We start from the raw sequence: 21108 nt of genomic DNA, 5'->3' as shown, positions 1-21108 counted from the left end.
ATCTTGATTTAGTTAAAAAGCCGGGCAATGAATCATTTTCGATCCATTGTCCGACTTTATTTTTATATTCTAACTTTTTATTTGGTGATAAAGCTTCCTGCTGAGAATGAGAGAAATCAAGAGGAGAACTAGGCAAAAAGCAAACCCTGATTGGATTCCTAAATGGGAGGTTGAGTTATGGATAAGGTGGTTTACGATCCCGACAACAGAGACAATTAGTGCAGTCCCAAATGCTGCTGCAATTTGTCGCAAGGTATTAAAACAGGCCACCGCATCGGGAACAATTTCGTTGGGTAAGAGTGAAAGCGCCTGTGTCTGAAGTGGAATTAACATTGTTACTAGTCCAAATTGGCGTACCGTTTGAAAAACCGTAATGATAACCACTGAACTCCGGGCACCGATCATTGCCTGTCCGGTTGTCCCGATAATATCAATTAGTAGTCCAGCACCAACAAGCCATTGAATAGGGTAGCGATCATAGAATCGACCGCTAGTTGTTGACAATAGCCCTGTAAGGATTGCCCCTGGAAGAACAGCGATTGCGGAGATCACGGTACTTTCTCCAAGAACAATCTGAACAAGCAACGGAATCAAAATAGCGTTGCCGTACATTGTCGCGGTAATTAGCATATTAATGACGGTTGCCAGGAGAAATTGTCGATGTTCAAACACACTGAGGTTAATCAATGGGTGGGTACTTCTTCGTTGATTGAGATAAAAAATAACAATGAATACTAGCCCAATAATTGCCATTCCACCAACATTAAACGATAATAGCGGATAATTAGAAACATTTGAAAGGCCCATTAATAAGGACCATAAGCCGAGGGTAATTACCGTAAAACCTAAACCGTTAAATTGGGGAAATTCGTTATGGGGAATATAAGGGAGCATCCAAAGTGATAAAAGTAATGTAATCACTGCAAAGGGGATAATCAAAATAAATAGGTATCGCCACGAGAGGTAATCAAGCATAAAACCTGATACCGCGGGTCCAAGGATTGGTGCACAGTTAAATGCAAGACCAATAATTCCCATTATTCGGCCCTTCTTCCCTGGGAGAGCATAACGAATTGCAAGAACATTGATAAGGGGCATCATCATTCCGGCACCGATTGCTTGGATCATCCGAGCAATTACTAGGAGGTTAAAGGAATTCGCTAACCCGCCGATTAAGGTTCCGCAAAGAAAAATTCCCGTAAAGAAGATAAATAGCCATTTAAATGAAAATCGTTTAATAAGGTAGGAACTAACCGGAATCATTAACGCATTGACTAACATATAACCGTTCGTTACCCATTGAACGTGGGCTTCACTAATATGAAAAACGTCCATAAATGTTGGCAATGCAATATTCATTAAGGTTGAACAAAGAATCCCGAAGAAAGTTCCAAAAACCATTATAATTAGGGCACGCCTAATTCGCTGGTCGCTCAAGAACATCGACTCCTTTTTAGAAAAATTAGCATAACTAATGCAGTAGTTTAGCAGATCTTGATCTAGGTCACAATAAGTATTTGGATTAAACCAGAAATTGTTTGACGCTTTTTATCGACAGGTGTAGATTTTAAATTGAGGTGAGGACATGGAAGAAAAAACAGATATTACGCCAGCAGAATGGCAAGTAATGCGAATTATCTGGACCCTCAGTAAAGCAACTAGTACCCAAGTAATTGAAATCCTTCAACAAAAAGTTGATTGGAAACCCGCAACAATTAAGACATTGCTCCGGCGTCTAGTGGAAAAAGGAGCATTAAAGACAACCCGTCAAGGCCGTGGCTTTATCTACTCCCCATTAATTAAGGAGCAGATTACCATGAACGAAGCCGCAGATCATTTGTTTAACAGCATTTGCGAGATGCATGTTGGTGCTACGCTTAGCCATGTAATAGATGATGCCGTTCTTAGTCGAAAGGATATTGAACAACTTCAAAAATTGTTAGCTGAAAAGAAGAAAAATGCCCCAGAGAAGGTTGAATGCAACTGTGTTCCGGGGATGCCCATGGATTGTGAGTAAGGAGGATCTTATTAATGGCTGAAGAAACAGTACCATCCCCAAGAAAACGTCTTCGGCGGATCATGCAGGTAATGCGTCAATATCACTTTTTGAGCAATTTTTATCATCAAAAAAATCCGGAAGAAGTTTGTCAGGCATTAGAAGAACTCGGCCCAACCTTTATTAAAATGGGGCAAATCCTTTCTACTCGTGCAGACCTGGTAAGCCCAGAATATATAAAGGCCTTACGAAAGCTTCAGGATGATGTTCCGGCTGATAGCTTCGCAAGTGTTAAAAAGACTTTTGAGACGGAAACTGGAAAAAAGATCAGTGAAGTTTTTAAGACATTTGATCAAGAACCATTTGCCTCAGCCTCGATCGGTCAAGTTCATCATGCTGAGTTAAAGGATGGGACGTCGGTAGTTGTTAAAATTCAGCATCCTGATGTTACTAAATTGGTAGATACAGATTTGGCGCTTTTAAAACGGGCGGTTGAACTACTGAAATACGTTCCAACTGGGATTACCGTTGTTGATCCCGTAAAAATCTTCAACGCTTTAAGTGACTCGCTAAGGAGTGAAATTGACACAATTCAAGAAGCCAAAAACGGGGTTGAATTTTACCGCCTTAATAATGGCCAGTCAATTATTCGGGTTCCTAAGGTTTACTTCAAATACTGCGCCCCTAAAATTTTGGTTAATGAATATATGCCGGGGAAGAGTATTAAGTACCTGGCTAACGCTTCATTAAGTACGAACCCTGAACAAGCAAAAGCGCAACGACAGGTTCGCCATGAGATTGCCCAAGTATTAGTTAAGAACTTCCTTAGGCAAGTCTTTGTCGATCACTTCTTTCAGGCTGATCCGCATCCAGGGAATATCTTAATTCGTCACCTGTCTCAGGATGAAGCTCAAACGGACCAGGTTGAGGTAGAAAAGAAATTAGAGAAGCAGATTGGCCCTACTAAAATCAGCTATCAGCAAGAGAAGAGCCTTCCACCATACCGGGTTATCTGGATTGACTTTGGGATGATGGGAAGAATTTCGCCAGCAACAGCGGACGGAATTGCCAAAATAGTATTGGCCGTTAATTCACAGGATATTCATGAGATCGGTCAATCAATTATTCCAATGTGTGAGCAAGTGGGACCGCTTGACGAGCAGAAATTCTATCGGGAACTTGGTAAATTCCTGCGGCCGTACTTGAATGCTGGCCTTGCTGAAATTAATTTCACTAAGATGCTCTATCAGATCGTTCAATTATGTCAAAATAATAATCTCCAGATTCATTCCCAAGTGACGATGCTGGTACGGGCATTTGGGATCCTAGAAACAATTATTGCTAAGCTTGATCCTTCACTTTCAATGTTGGAGGTTGCCCGACCATTTGGTAAGCAGTACTTGAAGCAGCATTTTGATTTGCGTACTCAATTAGATAATAGCTTGTGGGGAAGTTATCGTGCTGTGAAGAATATTACCCAAATGCCAGGGAAGCTGAACACCTTTTTTGATGCAATTAGTGATGGGGATGCTCGAATTAATTTTCATTACGCTGACCAGGAAAATCTAATGAAGTGGCTTAGTCGGATTGTTAACCGGATAATTATTGCAATTATTTTAGCAGCAATTATTGTTGGCTCATCGTTGTTAGTAGAGGGCAGTACTGGCCATCCGCACATCTACCGCCTTGGTGTCTTTGGCTATTCGTTAGCAATCATTATAATTGTCACAATGGCGGTTAGTGAATTGATTCGTCGCTACCGAAAATATCGTCGGCAGAAAAAGGAGTACGGGAAGAAATGATTATTTTAACTCTTTCTTTGTTGATCATTCTCCTGTGGTGGCCGTTACCCAAAAAGAATGAGTGGGCGTTGTGCTGGACTGGCTTGCTATTAATTTTGATCGGCGGACAAATTGGCTACCCGAAAACATTTACTGCGGTTAGCTTAGGAGTTGCAAGTCTCTTGAGCTGGCTGGAATCAATTAGGGCAATTTTGGTTCGTCACTTTTCAACAGACGCGCAGCTGATTAAGTATAATCAGAAGACATTTGGCTTAATGTTCTTAAACCTATTTATCTGCTTACCGCTACTATTTAAGTATCAAGGATATTTTACCTGGTTTAACCACCAGGTAATTTTGACTGCACTAATAGTTAATGGGATTACCACTCTTGGATTAGTAATTTTCTGGGGTGCAATTATTACTGCACAACTCCTTTCAAGACCTGTTAAGGCTGATTATTTAATTGCCCTCGGTGCTGGCCTGCGTCAGGGTAAAGTGCCGCCTGTTCTGACAGCGCGACTGCAACAAGCCATTGCCTGCTGGAAGTTAAATCATAACGCTACAATTATTGTTACTGGTGGTATTTTGCATGGTGAGCAATTATCTGAAGCCCAAGCAATGGCAAAGTATTTGATTAATCACGGAATCCCTCAAGACCGGATTATTTTAGAGGAGCAGGCGATGAATACCTGGGATAATTTACGCAACTGCCAAAGGTTATTGCAAAAGCAAGCTGATCCTAAGCAAAAAATTGTCGTTATAACTAGCTCATTCCACATCTTCAGAACCTTTAATTATTTACGAAAGCTGAAGTTATCCTGGCCGCTTGTTTCTAGCAAGACTCCGTGGAAGCTGCAGCCTTTAACCGTTGTTCGAGACTATTTAGGAATTATTCGTGATCATTATCGTAGTTGGTTAGCCATCCTGCTTGTTATCCTGGTTATTGCTGAGTTGCTTGGATGAAAATAAGTAGAGACCTGGAAAGACAAAATTTTTCCAGGTCTCTACTTATTTGTTAATGCTTTCGAACTTACCGCGTCTAAGTGTCTAAATCAAGGCTTTCTTTATTTATTTGCATAAACCGAAACTTCAATTAGGTTCTTGTCGGGATCATGAACGTAGATTGAAGTCATTGCTCCTTCAGAACCCTGCTTTTCTACAGGCCCTTCAACAACATCGACGTAATAACTATTAAAGTGGTGAAGAATATCGTCGACCTTATCTCCAGCAATTAAACAAAGGTCAGCTGATCCGACGGTTGGATGATTAGCCACCAATTTAGTTGGTCGGTCAACCTTTTGCAGCCGTATAAGCTGGTGACCACACCGGAGAGTAATTACATCATCATTACTTTGCTGGTCAATTACTGGCATGTCAAAGACTTCATGGTAAAAGCGCATGGACTCTTCAAGATTGCTAACGGTCAATACAATATGATCGATTCTTCGCATTTTCATAACTGATTCCTCTTTTCTCGGCTATTATTATACGATGTTCCGTTTTAGATTGGCAAACAGGAATTCAAAGCGTAAAATCAGTTGGTGGAAATGGAGGATAAAAATGAAAATAAAAAATTTGGTTGCGGTTGCTGCTTTCGCTTTCTTTGGTGGTATTTTTCGCTATCTATTCAGTTTTAATTTAGGTGAATGGGGGATCCTGATCGCTAATCTTGTAGGGTGCTTTTTGTTATCGTTTCTTACCTATTATGTAATTGAACGGGATCTTTTAGCCGGTTGGTTGAACTTAGGATTAGGAACAGGATTGATTGGGGCCTTTACAACGTTTTCGTCATTTATTACTAGTGTCTTAAAACTTAGTGAAAGCAATTTTTGGGTTGGCAGTGGTTACTTTCTGGTTAGTCTTCTAGGAGGGTTCTTTGCAGCCATTATTGGTTTTATTTTGGCGCAATTATTGGTAAGAATGGAGGAAGATAAATGATTTTAGTTGGTTTTGGTGCATCATGCGGTGCCCTCCTTCGTTACCTATTTACTTATTTGTGGAAGCAATTGCAAGTCGACTGGCCAGGAGCAACATTACTCATTAACCTTACTGGTGCGTTTTGTTTAGGAATATTAATTCACCGCTTTCCCACTAGTCAGTTTACGATCCTTTTTTGGGAAACCGGATTTTTAGGCGGCTACACAACTTTTTCAACGTTAAACACTGAATTAATTGCAATGTATAATGAGCATCAGTGGCGCAGTTTAATAATCTATGGCACTTTATCATATCTTGGTGGACTTAGCCTTGCTTGGCTTGGAATGCAGCTTTAAGCTTTAAAGAAAAGGGGAAGAGCTTTTGAATAAGGCAGTGCAATCAACGATTCCTGCAGAAATTGAAGTGCGGGGTGGTCGGGTTCATAATTTGAAAAATATTAACGTTAATATTCCGCTACATAAATTTGTCGCAATTTCTGGTTTATCTGGTTCTGGGAAAAGCTCGTTAGCAATGGGAATCCTGTATGAAGAAGGTTCCCGGCGGTACTTGGAAGCTTTATCTACGTATACGCGACGGCGGATCAAATTGGGTGCCCAGGCACAGGTTGATAGCGTTAAACACATCCCGTCAGCACTAGCACTTCATCAACGTCCAGCAGTTCCGTCTGAGCGAGCAACTGTTGGAACAATGAGTGAGATCTTTAATGTAATTCGACTAATTTTTTCTCGCTTAGGTTCACCTGTCTGTCCAAATGGCCACCGATTAAAGCCAAGTCTTGAGATAGCACAGGCGATGAGCAAGTCTGGAGACGAAATGGGCGTTTTAACCTGCACTGAATGCGGCGTGAAGTTTAATGCCTTTTCCGCTGAAGACTTTGCCTTTAATTCTGATGGGGCCTGCAAACGATGCCAAGGAACTGGCCGAGTTCGTGAACTAGACGAAGAAAAACTAATTGGCGATGAGAATCTGACGCTGGATGAAGGTGCAGTGGCTTCATGGCACCTTCCTGGTCGGAATTTTATGCCTCAAGTTGCTGAGCAGGCTGGCGTCCGAATTAACGTCCCCTATAAGGATCTTTCACCTAAGGAAAAGAACTTTGTCTTGAATGGACCAAGCAAGAAATACAAGATGGATTTTGTCTCGGGAACTGGTCGAGTCTTTCATGATTTTAATGCCTTGTATGAAAATGCTCATGAAGCAGTTCTTGAGTCGGCAAAGACAAGCAAGAGTGCTCGTGCACAGCAACGAATTAACGAATTCTTTCATTCATCTGTTTGTCCTGTTTGTCATGGGACCCGCTTACGACCGGAACTTCTAACTCAACTAGCTGGCGGAAAAAACATTGCAGAAGTCACTGATTTAACTCTTGGCGAACTTGAACAATGGAAGCAAAAGGTTCTAAGCGAATTGCCAACGAACATGGGTAAAATGGCAACTGCAATCTTTAAGCAATTTGATGACAATCTTCGCCCATTGTTAGAGCTTGGTTTAGATTACCTTTCCCTTTCACGGAACGGTAATACCTTATCAACTGGTGAGTTACAGCGAATTCAATTATCCCGGACATTACGGACACAGACAACAGGCGTTTTGTATGTTCTGGATGAACCGTCGATTGGTCTCCATCCCGATAACATTAACGGTCTCCTTCATGTATTTCATGAACTGGTTGAACAAGGTAATTCACTGGTGGTGGTTGACCATAATATTGATATTATTAGTGCTGCAGATTGGGTGATTGAGATTGGTCCTGGTTCTGGTGCCGAAGGAGGAAAGGTAATTGATCAGGGGACTCCTGCTGAATTAAAGCGGAAGAAAAGTTCACTAATTGGTCCATTTTTGAACGGTAAAGCCCGGATCAAAGTTCGCAAAACATCAAGTAAACGGGCAGCTTCTGAAACTAATTTTACAGTTAGTGACTACTTTAACCTAAAAAATGTTACTGCCACGATTCAAACAAATCAAATTACCGCAGTCACTGGATTTTCGGGTGCGGGGAAAACTAGTCTAATTCTTGATAGCTTAGTTCCGGCTTTAAAAGCTCAAGAGAAAGGGGAACCACTTCCCAAACAGGTCGACAACTTAGATACTCCACTCAAAAGTGTTGTCAGTGTTGATGCTGTTCCGGTGGGAAAGAGTACCCGTTCAACAGTTGCGACGTATACAAGTATCATGGATAATCTCCGGCGGCTTTTTGCGGCTCAACCAGCTGCAAAGGAGAAGCACTGGACTGCAAGTTACTTCTCTTACAATAATAAACAGGGCGCTTGTCCAAACTGTGGTGGGACAGGGATCGTAACCCTTGATATACAATACTTACCGGACATGCAGCAGGTTTGTCCCGTTTGTAACGGTGATCGGTATAATAAGAAAATTCAACAAATTAAGTGGCATGATTATTCAATCGTTGATTTGTTAAACCTCGATGTTCGCCATGCAATTCCGATCTTTAAGGATATACCGAAAATTCAGCGTGAATTAAAGCTTCTTGACGAGGTCGGCCTTGGCTATCTTCATCTTGGTGAAAGTACGCCAACATTATCTGGTGGAGAAGCTCAGCGGTTGAAACTCGTTAAGCATTTGAATCGTCAACAAAAAACAACTCTTTTTGTCTTCGATGAGCCATCGGTTGGTCTCCATCCCCTTGACGTCCAAGTCTTGCTTCAGGTAATGCAACGGTTAATTGATCGGGGAGCAACGATTATTATCATTACTCATGATGTCAACTTAATGGTAAACGCTGATTATTTAATTGATTTGGGACCACGTGGGGGTAGAAATGGTGGACGGATTGTTGCCCAAGGTCATCCAACTAGCCTCATTCATAACCCGAAGAGCTTAACCACTCAGTATCTTGCAGAATTCGTTAGCCATTTCCAAAATTAAAACAACTCTCCAAGGAGGATTCCCTGACTTGGAGAGTTGTTTTAGTTATTCAGTTTCTAACCGTTTTTTATGTTCGTCATCGATCTTTTTTACAATCAGGTAGATACCAATAAGGATTAGGATGCAAATGACGGCACTAATAATTCGTTTGAGACTACCCCGGAAGATCGCATCCCCACCAAAGGCATAGAGAAATGATGTTGGTGCCATTCCTACCAGAACCATTGCCATATATTGTCGGCGGTTGACGTTTAACTGAGCACCAGCGTAATTAACAAGGATACTGGGAATAACTGGGATCATAAAACCAATTGTCAGACCAATAAGGGGATGTTTTTGGTGCATTAATGATTTAATTAGTTTGTGTTGTTTAACCCTTTTTGAAAAATTAATTTTTCTGATCAAGCTCATTACAATACAGTTTCCAAGAACATTTCCCATCCAGTTAATAATAAAGCCAAAGAAGGGGCCGTAACAAAGTCCCGAAAGGATACAAATAACTGAATTTGAAAGGCCGGGAATAGAGTTTAAGACAGCGATTAAGCCAAGGAGAAGTAGAGAATTAGCGATCCCGTGGGCTCTAATCATGTGAAGGAGAATTTCTTTTTCGTGTGGTACGGGGTGGATTAGGACATCAATTTCTGGTTTATAGTTTTGATAAACAAAAATCACAATAATAATTGCTAAGAGAACTCCTAGGGCAATTAGCAATTTTTTGTTAAGAGTCTTTTTTTTCATTGTGTACTCTACTTTCTTAATAATTAAGGCCAGCATCTTTGAAGAGCTGAACGAGCGAATTACGCAAAAGCGGATCATGAGCGTAAATGTATGTGCCATACACGCCCCGCTTAAAAAGAACATTAAGAGAATTCATAATCATTCGTTCTTCAAGAGCTTTAATTTCTTGCGGATCCGTTAGATCATCGCGCTTTTTAAATGCTTCTGAATCGGTATATTTATCGAGATTAATTTGCAGCTTCTTGGTTCCGGGAAGTTGACTAATTGGCGGACCAATGATAATTCCCGTATAGTTTAAATCAAAGCCTTGACAGGTATAAATCGAGCCAACCTCATTAATTGTTTGGGGGAGTTCAGCCCAAGGAGTGACCGTATAGTTATATTGATCCCAGGGTAACCTGAATTGTCCCTCTTTAATATAGTGCTTACCGCCGTCAAGGGTTGAAGGGTATCCGGAAGTCGATAAGATTCGTGAAAGGCCAACCTCATCATTTCGCTTAACAATTGCCTGACGCATTTTTTCCGCATCGTCATAAATCCGAAAGTCATAATTTTGACGACTATTCTTTGGAATTGCTGCAAGTTCATATTGATCTGTAAAGTGATTAAACCAGTCGATCAGCTGATCACTAGCGGTCATCCTGAATTGATGATGGAGATGGTACTCTTTATGAGGGTATTGGTGAGTGATTTTTTCAAGCCGTTCAGAAGTCCATAAACTCTTCATTCTTAGAACTTGATATTGATCGAAAACCAAAACAACGACTTTAGCCCGTTTTATAATCTCGACTAACTGATTATCGTGATAAAAATTATTGTAGTGATCAGCTTTCGATAATAGAAGATGAGCTTCGTCAATTACGGCAATATCAATATTTTGCTGTTTCTTATCTAACTGATTAATTAGCGAAGTGGGGCGGGTGAAGTCTTTTTTATAAAGTCCCTTAATTGGGCCGGCAATTTCGCGATAAACTTTTAGAATTTCTGGATGATTAACCAGAAAGTAATTTTTAGTTTTAAAAAATGGCGAAGTTGGATCCTGACGAGCTGCTAGTTGGAATCGTTCGAAGAGGTTTGATAAAACAACACTTTTTCCCGTTCCGGCATCACCATAAATCGTATAGATTGCAGGAAAGTCGTTTTTTAAATGCTTTGCCGCAAATTCAGTAATGGAATTAACTAATTTTTCCTGCTCAGTTGTTAAGGTTTTAAATGGCGATAGTTTTTCGGTAGCTTTATTGGTAAGCTGGTTCAACACACTCATCCCTCTTTTAATAATCATGCTTAATTTTAAATGAGGAAGCGGTATTCGTCAATTTTAGTAATGACGAATTTCTGTAGTGAACTTTAAAAAGTGTTAAAATAAAATAAATGTTTTAAATTATCTTTACAAAAAAATATTAAATATCTAAATAAGCAACAAACGATTAGAAAGGGTGGCACAGATGAATCGACATCCAGATTACCTTCTAAACCGGGTTAATGAACCGGCTGATATTAAATCAATGTCTCTTGAACAGCTAAAGCAGTTAGCAACTGAAATGCGTCAGCTGGTTCTTGAGCGGGATGCAGCAATTGGGGGACACGTTGGCCCAAACCTTGGAATTATGGAAACAACGATTGCATATCATTATGTTTTTGATTCTCCTCACGACAAGGTTGTTTGGGATGTTTCTCACCAATGTTATCCGCATAAAATGTTAACCGGTAGAAAGATTGGCTTTATGGATCCAGATCATTATGAGGACATTTCTGGATATACTTCTCCTGAAGAAAGTGTCCATGACTTTTTTGAAATTGGACACACTTCGACATCCGTTTCTTTGGCAGTTGGCCTGGCACAAGCACGTGATTTAATGCATCCTGACTCCACTGATAATATCGTTGCCGTAATTGGTGATGGCTCGCTAAGCGGTGGGTTAGCCTTTGAAGGATTGAATAATGCGGCTAAGCTCCATTCTAATTTGATTATTGTTGTTAACGATAATCAAATGGCAATCGATAAGGATCAGGGCGGTCTTTATCAAGGGTTGAAGGAATTACGTGATACTAATGGTAAGGCAGAGAATAACATTTTCAAATTTATGGGCTTAGACTATAAGTATGTTGCTGATGGTAATGACCTTCAAACAATGATCGATGCCTTTAAGGAAGTTAAGAATATTGATCACCCAATTGTCCTTCATGTTAATACCTTAAAGGGTAAGGGATATAAGCCAGCCGTTGAAGATAAGATGGATTGGCACTGGCAGCCACCATTTGATATTAAAACTGGTGAGGTTAAGAAGCAGGAAAGCTCTGAAAACTATAGTGACGCAATCTTGACTGAGTTAGGTCATCAAATTGATGCCGGAGTACCGGTAGTTGCTCTAAATGCGGCTATTCCTGGTGTCTTTAACCTCAAGAAGTTCCAAGCTAAATATCCTGATCACTATTTTGATGTAGGCATTGCTGAACAGGACTCCATTACCACAGCAGTCGCCATGGCAACTGCTGGTGCACGCCCAGTTGTCTTTCAAAATAGTACGTTCCTTCAACGGGCATACGATCAATTGATCCATGATATGGCTCTTAATGATGCACCAGTAGTAATGATTGTCAGAGGTGGGACAATTGCGACGAATTCTGCTACTCACCAGGGAACGTTTGATATTTCAATGATTTCCAACTTACCAAACATTGAATATCTTGCCCCAACGAACGTTGAAGAATTGATTTCAATGTTAAAGTGGGCCCTTAGCCAAACCGAACAACCAGTGATAATTCGAGAACCTGAAAAGAAACTCCTTCACGGAAAAGTTAGTCAGGATGATTACAGTGTTATTCATTATGACGTAGCGCGTGAAGGTAGTGAAGTTGCTATTATGGCTGTTGGTGACTTTTGGCAATTAGGACTTGATGTCTGTGATCAACTGCAAAAGAAGTTAAATATTAACGCAACTTTGATTAACCCGAAGTCCTTAACCGGAATTGATCAAAGTTATCTGCACCACCTTTCAGAAAATCATGATGTTGTTGTTACCTTGGAAGATGGTAACGTTAGCGGGGGCTTTGGTGAGACTATTTCTCGTTATTATGGACCTAAAGCAATGAAAGTCTTGAACTTCGGTGCTCCTCGTGAATTTGCTGATAACGTTCCACTAGAAGTCCTTTATGAGTGGTATCATTTAACACCAGATCAAATTGTTGATGACATTGAAAAGGTTATTCACGCCCTTTAAAATAAAATTTTTTTCGTGCAAAAAGAGATTCCTTCCGTATTGGTATTATGTAAGCCAATTTGGGAGGAATTTTTTAATGAGTAATAAAAAATCAATTATTAAGCAATGTGTTGGGATTACTTCCGCAACAGTTCTAATGACAATGGCAGTTTCGGTTGGCACTGGTCACGGTGCAAGTCAGAAACCAAGTCAAATCACCAGTAGCCAGCAGCTAGACAATCAGAATGAGATTCGTCAAATTACGAGGATCATTAAAATTGATGATCCTTATAAGGGGATGCAGACGGTTAAGCAGACGGTCACTTTTAAAAGGATTGCTAATAATTGGCAACCACAGGCACCTAGTATTTGGCCGTCATTTTTTACACCAAATTATGACGATTTTGAACCAAGTATTCTGCAGGTGCAAGCACAGCCAGTATCAGCAGATGATTCTGATCAAACCATTTCAGTAACATATCATCAATATAAGATTACAGATCGGGAACGGCTAGTTGAAGCTCGACCATCATTTTATGGCTATGATGAAAACTTTAAATTTACGGGAAAGGTTTTGAATACTACGACACTTAAGGTTGGTCAATGGTATGATGTTCCTCCTGCACCAAAGGGATTTGAATATTGTTTTCCTGAGTCAGTGCCAAAGCGCCTTAAGCTATACCAAAGTAGACAAGAACCATTTAAACTTGTAATTCGGCCGCTTCAAAAGCTTAACGAACAACCAGGAGGAAAAAAGGACGATCAGGAAGCAACAAACAATGAACAACTAATCACTCATCCAGAAGAAAAGAAGTTGGTAACCACTGGAAGCCAAACGGAATTACTAACTAGTAATGATAGTGAAACGCAAACAACCGTAGCTCAACAACAAGATCAGGGACAGCAGACAGCTCCTCCAAGCAGTAAGGATGAAGAGACTCAAAGTAAGCAGTTGGGAAAAGATACTGAAAGCCAAACGGATAACCATGAAATTAGTACCAGTGATACTCAAACTGAGGAAGTTAACGTTGAACAGCAAGAAAGTCAAACTAATGAAGTGCAAAAAAATGATCATGCTACCCAAACAGAGTTAGTGGATGAAAAACAACCGAACCAGAGTAGAATTGAGGAAAAGGTTGATCCGGTGTCACAAGTTGCCTTAATGGGGGATGACCATCGCCCTAATCATGCTAAACATGAAAGTAAAAATAATGCTAATAAGGTAGCCAAAGAAACCCAGACAGAAGCAGTTCTGCGTCCTAATTCAGAATCCCAGAAAGAACAAGAAACCCAAACAACAGAAGCCAAACCGGAAACTGATAACCAGCAAGTGGCAGAATCGACGCAACATGATGTCCAAACACCTCGCAACCAGCAATCTGACAATGAAGAAACGTCAATGAGAGATGCGGATATTCAAAAAATTCTTGATCAAGATTCAGCTTCTTTAAGAGAATTAGGCAGTAGCAAGAATAAGGATAAACGACAAAAAACAAGTCTGCCACAAACCGGGAACCAGACAGATAATCGAACAACATTTGTTGGGTTAGTAATCACTGGACTAGTTACCATTATTACAATGCTTTTCTGGAAGCAACGAAGGAAAGAATAAAAAAATATTAAAAAAGACTTGCATTTTTAATTTTCTAATAGTATTCTAATGGCATTGAAAGAAATGAATTGGAGGAATTAATTATGTCAAGTCAAAAAGCAATTATTCAACGTCTAACCTCCACCTCAACCACAACAACAACTACCGTGGTTGAGTACCTTTAATATTTAATAAATTCTGTAAGTTAACAGCTATCCAGAAGTTACTCAACCGCCTATCAAATGATTTGAACCTGGTTGAGAGGAACTTTTTGGGTAGCTTTTTTAGTTGAAGGAAATGAGGAGTTAGACATGAGTGAAAATAAAGCAAAACTAAATCGGACGATGACGCCTGGACAGATGGAAATGATTGCGATTGGTGGAACAATCGGTAGTGGTCTTTTCATGGGTGCTACTTCCACTATTAAGTGGACTGGTCCTTCCGTTCTGCTGGCATATGCCTTTGTTGGCTTAGTTCTTTATGGTGTTATGCGGGCTCTTGGAGAATTAATTTATATTAGTCCAGGAACTGGTTCCTTTGCGGATTACGGTTCAAAGTATATTCATCCAGTTGCTGGATATTTAACGAAGTGGAGTAACGTCTTCCAATTTATTATTGTTGGGATCTCTGACATTATCGCAATGAGTCAATACCTAAATTATTGGTGGCCAAACCTTCCAGACTGGATTTCTGGATTAATAATGATTATTATTTTGACGTTAGCAAACCTAGCATCAGCAAAAGCATATGGCCGACTGGAATTCTGGTTTGCGATGATTAAGGTTGTCACGATTATTGCCATGATCATCCTAGGCTTATTGGTTATCGTTCTTGGGTTGGGTAATAACTGGCATCCAGTTGGAATCTCTAATCTGTGGTCCCACGGTGGTTTCTTCACTGGTGGCTTTATGGGCTTTATGTTCTCACTATCAGTAATTGCAGGTTCTTACCAGGGAATTGAGTTATTAGGGATCACTGCTGGTGAAGCTGAATCACCGCGGCATGCGATTGTAAAATCAGTTAAGTCTGTTATCTGGCGGATTTTAATCTTCTATATCGGTGCAATTTTCGTAATTGTTTCTATTTACCCATGGAATCAATTGAAGTCAGTTGGTTCACCATTCGTTGAAACCTTTACGAAAGTTGGGATCACTGGGGCAGCCGGAATCATTAACTTTGTTGTTTTAACGGCAGCTCTTTCTGGTGCTAACTCTGGTATTTACAGTGCTAGTCGGATGCTGTTCAAGCTTTCTGTTGATGGGGAAGTACCAAAGTTCTTTAGTAAGCTTTCTAAACGGGTTGTTCCTAATGTCGCAATCCTCACGATTTCTTTCTGGATCTTCCTTGGCTTTGTTGTTAATGAATTAATGTCAATCTTTAGTTCTGCTGCTCAAAATATTTTCGTTATTGTATATAGTTCTAGTGTTCTTCCGGGTATGGTACCATGGTTTATCATTCTCTTGTCTGAGCTTCACTTCAGAAAAGAACATCCTGAACAACTTAAGGATCACCCATTTAAGATGCCGCTTTATCCGGCTTACAACTACTTTAGTCTGATCGCTCTAACGGTTATTCTCCTCTTCATGTTCTTTAACCCCGACACTCGGGTTTCAGTATCAGTTGGTGTTATCTTCCTGATCATCATGAGTATTATCTACCGTGTTCGAGTGCACGAAGGAAAAGAAAAGTAAAAAGATTAATTAAGGCAGCTTTTGTAAGTCCCCTTAAACAGGATTTACAAAGCTGCCTTTTAATTTTGCTTTACTGCGCCAGTTGAATAGTTAATCGTAATATTTCTTTGGACATTTGGCACGAAAACATTATATTCTAAAGAGCCATCGCTAGATTTAGCTTCGATGTGAGCACCAGCCGGAACAATATTATTACCGTCATAAATATTTGTGACCCGGTAGCGAACTTGTTTATTTTGATCTAGTGCTTTTCGGACCAGACCTTCATAGTAGTTTTGTCCTGTTGAATTTTTATTTCGTGCTTCATTTGCCCAGGCAGTTTGCGTGGCAATATTAGATGGATTTGATTCGGATGCATCAAATCCATGAATACCGCCAACTAGCGCATAACCAAGAAGGTGTCCCCGATCGTATGCGTGATTGTACCCACCCTTAAGATTATGAGCCTGAAGAAAACCAGCTGGTCGCCAATTCGTAGCACCATTCCCAGTAGCAGTTCGATTTTTATATTGACGAGTTGTTCTGTTTAACCAGGCATCACCTTGCCAGGCTCTTCCTTGGCGGTCAAGATGATTTACAGCATAGGGAGCACTTGCAATCTTAGCGTTAAGATTAGTTTGGTTATTATTAATAATAAATGCACCAGCTTTATTCCAAGTAATTGCAGTACCAAGTTGTTGGCGAACAGCCGGAGTCAAAACTGAACTAGCCTGTTCCTGAGTTGGTGGCAATGTTTTTTGATAGCTGTGACTAGTTTTCTTCCAGTATGCAATTTTACTAATATGGTTTAATGAAGCACTCGTTAGCTTAGGCTGCTGGATAACTCCAGTAACTATTAATAAACCAACAAGAGCAAATAAAAGGTGATAGAGTCGTTTTCTAAATTTCATAAATTTACTCCATTTCTCATGATTTCAATATCTATTTTACTAGTTTGAACATACGTTTGGAATGATTATTTAGAATTAATTTATAAGTTCATTTTGCTTAATAAAATTGACACTTTCAACCGCTTTCACTAAAATTAAGGTAGTTATGATGCACTTGTTTACTGAGAAGGGAGTCGTCAAAATGTATTATTCAAACGGGAATTATGAGGCCTTTGCTCGGCCAAAGAAGCCTGCTGGCGTCGATAAGAAACACGCCTACATTATTGGTGGTGGGTTAGCTGGCTTATCAGCAGCCGTGTTTTTAATTCGTGATGCTCAAATGCCGGGTGAGAATATTCATATTTTAGAGGAATTACCAGTTGCCGGTGGTTCACTTGATGGTGAAGATCGTCCTGGAATTGGTTTTGTTACTCGTGGGGGACGGGAAATGGAGAACCACTTCGAGTGTATGTGGGACATGTACCGTTCAATCCCATCACTTGAAATTCCAGGTGCTTCCTACCTTGATGAATATTACTGGTTGGATAAGGAAGATCCAAACAGCTCTAACTGTCGTTTAACCTATAACCGGGGGAATGAAGTTCCGTCGGACGGTAAATATGGCCTAAGTAAGAAGGCAATTAAAGAGTTGACTAAGCTTATTATGACTCCTGAGGAAAAGCTGGGAAGGGAGACCATTGGCGAATACTTCTCTGATGATTTCTTTGAAAGCAACTTCTGGGTTTATTGGTCAACAATGTTTGCGTTTGAACGGTGGCACTCCTTAGCCGAAATGCGTCGTTACATGATGCGGTTTATTCACCATATTGATGGTTTACCGGACTTCACTGCACTGAAATTTAATAAGTATAACCAATATGAATCAATGACCAAGCCGCTATTAGCCTACCTGAAAGATCATCATGTCAAGATTGAATATGATACCCAGGTAAAGAACGTTATTGTTGATACTCAGGGTCATCAAAAGCACGCTAAGCGGATCTTATTAACTCAAGCGGGTAAAGATAAAGTCATTGAATTAACGGATGATGATCTAGTCTTCGTCACAAATGGTTCAATTACGGAAAGTTCTACCTACGGAAGTCACCATCAGGCAGCTCGACCAACACAAGCACTTGGTGGCAGTTGGAAATTATGGGAAAATCTAGCTCGACAGTCAGCTGATTTTGGTCATCCTGACGTCTTTTGTAAGAATCTTCCGGGAAGAAGTTGGTTCATTTCCGCTACCGCAACCGTTAAGAATCCGCAAGTTGAACCGTATATTGAACGGTTAACTAAACGGGATCTCCATGATGGCAAAGTTAATACTGGTGGGATCATTACGGTTACGGACTCTAATTGGATGCTTTCCTGGACGATTCACCGTCAACCACACTTCAAGAAACAAAAGGAAAACGAAACCATTGTTTGGATTTATGGCCTGTACTCTAATACAAAGGGTAACTATATTAAGAAACGGATCGTTGATTGTACCGGTGAGGAGATTACCAAGGAATGGCTATACCATCTTGGGGTTCCTGAAGCATTAATTGATGATTTGGCTAAGGAAAGTTCAATTAATACTGTTCCGGTATATATGCCATTCGTCACTAGTTACTTCATGCCACGGGTTAAGGGCGACCGTCCAGATGTTGTTCCGGAGGGTTCTGCTAACCTGGCATTCATTGGTAACTTTGCCGAGTCACCTAGTCGTGATACCGTATTTACCACGGAATACTCCGTACGGACTGCAATGGAAGCTGTTTACACTCTATTAGATGTTGACCGTGGTGTCCCAGAAGTCTTCAACTCCATTTATGATCTTCGGGAACTAATGCGGGCAATGTATTACATGAACGATAAGAAACCGTTAAAGGACATGGATTTGCCAATTCCAAAGATTGTTGAAAAGCCGCTATTAAAGAAGCTCCAGGGAACGTGGATTGGTGAATTAATGGAGCAACAGCACTTACTATAAAGATGAAAGAAGCTGGAAATTTCCGGCTCCTTTTTTATATAGCTTATCGGGGAACCACTTGCAAAAAGGGATTAAATAGTCGAAAATAAAACTAATATATTTATTGATAGTAAAGGATTATGGTCATGACAGAAACTGCTGATATAAGAAAAATTCATATTGTTTTTGATGGTCAAGAAACACCACCGTTAAAGATCCACCAATTATTTGATTCACAAAAATACGATCAATTAATTGCGGTAACTGGGGAGATTACTGCTGACTTTATTAATAAGTACCTTAGTAAGTTTATCAGTATTGATGTGGCGTTAAGCTCTCATTCAACAAGTGAATTAAGTGCTGATGAGATGGTAACGAAGGTTGCACTTACCAACGCTCTCCTTAGTTCAGCTAATAAAGAAGCTGCCAAACTCTTTTCAGCGCTAACAAGTGATAATCAAACCAATGTCCTCAATAATCTTTTTCGCGTATCAATCGCGCCAACTCAGGTTATTCATTCTAAGTTTTACTTGTTAAGCAATTCAACCACTCATGATACCCGTGTGATTCTTGGAAGTGTGGATTTAGATGAGGCTTCATTTGATGCTCACCGAAATCAATTTGAAGAAGTATTGGTATTTGATAATGATGTCCGCTTATACCAAAACCTTGCTGACCATTTTAAGAAGGATTTAAGGCCAGTCTTGAAGCCTTTCTTTACTTCAAATTTGGTAAAAGCAGCTCAAAAGCAGGTTGAAGAGGGAAAAAAGGATCAGGATAGCGGTAAGAAGTCAGTCAAGGGACCGGTTATCCTTGATAATGAGACGACAGATAAGATCGCCGAAACAGACATGGTGGATCTATTGAAGCATGATCTTCAGCATGACATTGACCATAATCTTGTTCCTGAAATGATCACAAAGTCAATGCGTGATATTACCATGGATCGATCTCAAGCAAAGGAAAAAATTGCCAAGCAGGTTAAGCAGCATGATACGATCTATACTTTACAAAAAGAAGCGGTCTCTCCTCGGGCTGCTAAGCCAAAACTAAAGACTCGAGAAAAAATTACCAAGCAGGTTCAGGATGCTTTGATCAGTGGAATGTCACCACAACAACGGGATGCCGAGAAAAAATACACAACTTTCCTGTATGATCGGCCAATGGAACGGAACATTGCAAATAACAATAGTGGCCTTTATGTTCCTAACGATACAGGAACACACCCAATTCCGTTCGGCAAAATCGCGACTATTTCTGAAATTCGTGACGGTTTAAAGAGTATTGATGCTGTTATGAAAGGTTACCAGCAGTTTGTCGTTGATTATGATGCTGATTATGGGAAACGGTTCTTTGAAGCAATTTTGTATAGCTTTACTGCACCATTTTTATGGGAAATTCGTTCTAAAACTAGTTTGAATCCAGAAGATGGAAATGACGTTCCTAATTTCTTAATTTTAGGGGCAACAGCTGGTTCAGGGAAGTCAACCCTTCTCCGGATTATTAATCAGCTTACGTGGAATACCGATCGCTCATTAATTGACTTTGGAACAATTTACCCGTCCCAAACCCCGCAAAAGAAGGCAAAGACTGTTGAAGCGATGGAACATTATGTGAAACTCGGTAGTTCATACCCGGTTTTGTTAGATGAAATTGAACCATACTTCTTCCAACAAGATCAATATAGTCGGCACTTGATTGTTGACATTATGAATGAACTTGTAAACCATCCCCACCCAATTGCTCCATTAATTGGAACAACTAATTATGACTCAGGCTTTACCATGCTTCGGGAAACCGCTCGGCGTACTTATTACCTGCAAATTGATAAGGTCATTGATGAATCACAAAAAGGAGCAGCTAACCAGTATATCTTTAATGTTCGAAAGACGTTGAATAACACGCTTTTTAAGGATTTTGTAATGCGGATGGCTAACCTTCTTGAAGATGATGAAACACCATGGCGAGACTTCAATTCAGCTACGGGAAGACTCGATTTTCTTGCTATAACTAGGCAGTTATTTAAGAACTATTATGAAATGGCTAATCTTCCATTGCCCGATTACTTCTCCGAGACAATCTGTGATGACTTTAAGGAAAGTTCGCGAAATCGGTGGGCTAAACTTTACCTGACCCAGCAAGATGATTTCCAGTATCGTCAGGGGGATGATAGTTTACTATTCGATATTTCAAAGCTGAACACGTTTAACGGGTTTACGGCTGATAGTATTGAAAAATACCGGAATGCTTTGCCGATCGAACTATGCGTAGACGGAATTAATGGTAAACGGGGGAAGTTTGTTGAAATCAAGGCTCCGGAATTCTTCCGTTGGATTGGTGAACATAATCCTTACGAGAAAGAAACCACGGTTGTGAATAATGATGAGCAGTCAACTGCTACTGTTGAAGAAGAAAAGCCAAAGAAGAAAGGGTTCTGGGCCCGTTTGTTTGGTTAAAAC

General features: G+C 40.2%; 16 protein-coding genes. 11 read left to right on the top strand and 5 right to left on the bottom strand.

Annotated elements, in window-relative coordinates; genetic code table 11:
• Nucleotides 1-69: 69 nt before the first annotated feature.
• Nucleotides 70-1437, bottom strand: a complete 1368-nt coding sequence (locus N4627_RS04920) for a DHA2 family efflux MFS transporter permease subunit (RefSeq protein WP_191336958.1) — start codon at nucleotides 1435-1437, stop codon at nucleotides 70-72.
• A gap of 148 nt (nucleotides 1438-1585) precedes the next feature.
• Here N4627_RS04920 and N4627_RS04915 point away from each other — a divergent pair, with 148 nt between their 5' ends.
• Genes N4627_RS04915 through N4627_RS04905 form a run of 3 tightly spaced genes read left to right on the top strand, consistent with a single transcriptional unit; the run spans nucleotide 1586 to nucleotide 4742 of the window.
• Entirely contained in the window at nucleotides 1586-2017 is a 432-nt protein-coding gene (locus tag N4627_RS04915) for a CopY/TcrY family copper transport repressor (RefSeq protein ID WP_003717136.1), read from the top strand.
• A gap of 14 nt (nucleotides 2018-2031) precedes the next feature.
• Nucleotides 2032-3798, top strand: a complete 1767-nt coding sequence (locus N4627_RS04910) for an ABC1 kinase family protein (RefSeq protein ID WP_098045079.1) — start codon at nucleotides 2032-2034, stop codon at nucleotides 3796-3798.
• Nucleotides 3795-4742, top strand: coding sequence for a YdcF family protein (locus N4627_RS04905; protein WP_003717134.1), 948 nt, complete (start codon nucleotides 3795-3797; stop codon nucleotides 4740-4742). The genes N4627_RS04910 and N4627_RS04905 overlap by 4 nt, the downstream gene beginning before the upstream one ends.
• Before the next feature lie 101 nt (nucleotides 4743-4843).
• Here N4627_RS04905 and N4627_RS04900 read toward each other — a convergent pair whose 3' ends face one another.
• Nucleotides 4844-5236 carry a VOC family protein gene (locus N4627_RS04900; RefSeq protein ID WP_098045082.1) on the bottom strand — a complete coding sequence of 131 codons (393 nt, stop codon included), beginning with the start codon at nucleotides 5234-5236 and terminating at the stop codon, nucleotides 4844-4846.
• 103 nt (nucleotides 5237-5339) lie between these two features.
• Between N4627_RS04900 and N4627_RS04895 the strand changes: the two genes are divergently transcribed.
• The 3 genes from N4627_RS04895 to N4627_RS04885 are packed head-to-tail and all read left to right on the top strand — an operon-like array spanning nucleotide 5340 to nucleotide 8603.
• Nucleotides 5340-5717, top strand: coding sequence for a fluoride efflux transporter FluC (locus tag N4627_RS04895; protein WP_098045083.1), 378 nt, complete (start codon nucleotides 5340-5342; stop codon nucleotides 5715-5717).
• The gene (locus N4627_RS04890) at nucleotides 5714-6052 is read left to right on the top strand and encodes a CrcB family protein (protein WP_003717131.1); all 339 of its coding nucleotides are present in this window, start codon (nucleotides 5714-5716) and stop codon (nucleotides 6050-6052) included. The genes N4627_RS04895 and N4627_RS04890 overlap by 4 nt, the downstream gene beginning before the upstream one ends.
• Nucleotides 6053-6077: 25 nt before the next feature.
• Nucleotides 6078-8603 (top strand): excinuclease ABC subunit UvrA, encoded by a 2526-nt coding sequence (locus N4627_RS04885; RefSeq protein ID WP_260963958.1) that lies wholly within the window; start codon nucleotides 6078-6080, stop codon nucleotides 8601-8603.
• A 45-nt stretch (nucleotides 8604-8648) separates the two neighbouring features.
• Here the strand turns inward: N4627_RS04885 and N4627_RS04880 are convergent, their stop codons facing one another.
• Entirely contained in the window at nucleotides 8649-9341 is a 693-nt protein-coding gene (locus N4627_RS04880) for a TVP38/TMEM64 family protein (RefSeq protein ID WP_098045085.1), read from the bottom strand.
• Nucleotides 9342-9357: 16 nt separating this feature from the next.
• Nucleotides 9358-10623 (bottom strand): DUF2075 domain-containing protein, encoded by a 1266-nt coding sequence (locus N4627_RS04875; protein WP_390893925.1) that lies wholly within the window; start codon nucleotides 10621-10623, stop codon nucleotides 9358-9360.
• A 163-nt stretch (nucleotides 10624-10786) separates the two neighbouring features.
• Between N4627_RS04875 and N4627_RS04870 the strand changes: the two genes are divergently transcribed.
• The 3 genes from N4627_RS04870 to N4627_RS04860 all read left to right on the top strand — a co-directional run bounded on the left by N4627_RS04870 (nucleotide 10787) and on the right by N4627_RS04860 (nucleotide 15823).
• Nucleotides 10787-12562, top strand: coding sequence for a 1-deoxy-D-xylulose-5-phosphate synthase (locus tag N4627_RS04870; RefSeq protein WP_260963955.1), 1776 nt, complete (start codon nucleotides 10787-10789; stop codon nucleotides 12560-12562).
• 76 nt (nucleotides 12563-12638) lie between these two features.
• A complete protein-coding gene (locus N4627_RS04865) occupies nucleotides 12639-14153 on the top strand; it encodes a hypothetical protein (protein WP_124031334.1) in 1515 nt (504 codons plus the stop codon).
• Between the two features lie 290 nt (nucleotides 14154-14443).
• On the top strand, nucleotides 14444-15823 hold the full coding sequence (locus N4627_RS04860; protein ID WP_040531214.1) for an amino acid permease: 1380 nt from the start codon (nucleotides 14444-14446) through the stop codon (nucleotides 15821-15823).
• Nucleotides 15824-15882: 59 nt separating this feature from the next.
• Here the strand turns inward: N4627_RS04860 and N4627_RS04855 are convergent, their stop codons facing one another.
• Nucleotides 15883-16713: a DNA/RNA non-specific endonuclease gene (locus N4627_RS04855; protein WP_098045088.1), complete on the bottom strand. Its 831-nt coding sequence runs from the start codon at nucleotides 16711-16713 to the stop codon at nucleotides 15883-15885.
• Between the two features lie 181 nt (nucleotides 16714-16894).
• On the opposite strand from N4627_RS04855, the gene N4627_RS04850 reads away from it, so the two are divergent.
• Nucleotides 16895-18670, top strand: a complete 1776-nt coding sequence (locus tag N4627_RS04850; protein WP_124031333.1) for an oleate hydratase — start codon at nucleotides 16895-16897, stop codon at nucleotides 18668-18670.
• Between the two features lie 119 nt (nucleotides 18671-18789).
• A complete protein-coding gene (locus tag N4627_RS04845) occupies nucleotides 18790-21105 on the top strand; it encodes an ATP-binding protein (RefSeq protein ID WP_390893924.1) in 2316 nt (771 codons plus the stop codon).
• Nucleotides 21106-21108: the final 3 nt, after the last annotated feature.

The sequence above is a fragment of the Limosilactobacillus vaginalis genome (genome assembly GCF_025311515.1).
GTDB lineage: Bacteria > Bacillota > Bacilli > Lactobacillales > Lactobacillaceae > Limosilactobacillus > Limosilactobacillus vaginalis.
Note: the sequence above shows the minus strand (reverse complement) of the source record. Positions and strands in the feature narration are given on the sequence as shown.

Bases quoted from the DNA above. Each gene is read 5' to 3' on its own strand.
- N4627_RS04915 (WP_003717136.1), top strand. From the start codon at position 1,586: ATGGAAGAAAAAACAGATATTACGCCAGCAGAATGGCAAGTAATGCGA.
- N4627_RS04910 (WP_098045079.1), top strand. From the start codon at position 2,032: ATGGCTGAAGAAACAGTACCATCCCCAAGAAAACGTCTTCGGCGGATC.
- N4627_RS04905 (WP_003717134.1), top strand. From the start codon at position 3,795: ATGATTATTTTAACTCTTTCTTTGTTGATCATTCTCCTGTGGTGGCCG.
- N4627_RS04900 (WP_098045082.1), bottom strand. From the start codon at position 5,236: ATGAAAATGCGAAGAATCGATCATATTGTATTGACCGTTAGCAATCTT.
- N4627_RS04895 (WP_098045083.1), top strand. From the start codon at position 5,340: ATGAAAATAAAAAATTTGGTTGCGGTTGCTGCTTTCGCTTTCTTTGGT.
- N4627_RS04890 (WP_003717131.1), top strand. From the start codon at position 5,714: ATGATTTTAGTTGGTTTTGGTGCATCATGCGGTGCCCTCCTTCGTTAC.
- N4627_RS04880 (WP_098045085.1), bottom strand. From the start codon at position 9,341: ATGAAAAAAAAGACTCTTAACAAAAAATTGCTAATTGCCCTAGGAGTT.
- N4627_RS04875 (WP_390893925.1), bottom strand. From the start codon at position 10,623: ATGATTATTAAAAGAGGGATGAGTGTGTTGAACCAGCTTACCAATAAA.
- N4627_RS04870 (WP_260963955.1), top strand. From the start codon at position 10,787: ATGAATCGACATCCAGATTACCTTCTAAACCGGGTTAATGAACCGGCT.
- N4627_RS04865 (WP_124031334.1), top strand. From the start codon at position 12,639: ATGAGTAATAAAAAATCAATTATTAAGCAATGTGTTGGGATTACTTCC.
- N4627_RS04860 (WP_040531214.1), top strand. From the start codon at position 14,444: ATGAGTGAAAATAAAGCAAAACTAAATCGGACGATGACGCCTGGACAG.
- N4627_RS04855 (WP_098045088.1), bottom strand. From the start codon at position 16,713: ATGAAATTTAGAAAACGACTCTATCACCTTTTATTTGCTCTTGTTGGT.
- N4627_RS04850 (WP_124031333.1), top strand. From the start codon at position 16,895: ATGTATTATTCAAACGGGAATTATGAGGCCTTTGCTCGGCCAAAGAAG.
- N4627_RS04845 (WP_390893924.1), top strand. From the start codon at position 18,790: ATGGTCATGACAGAAACTGCTGATATAAGAAAAATTCATATTGTTTTT.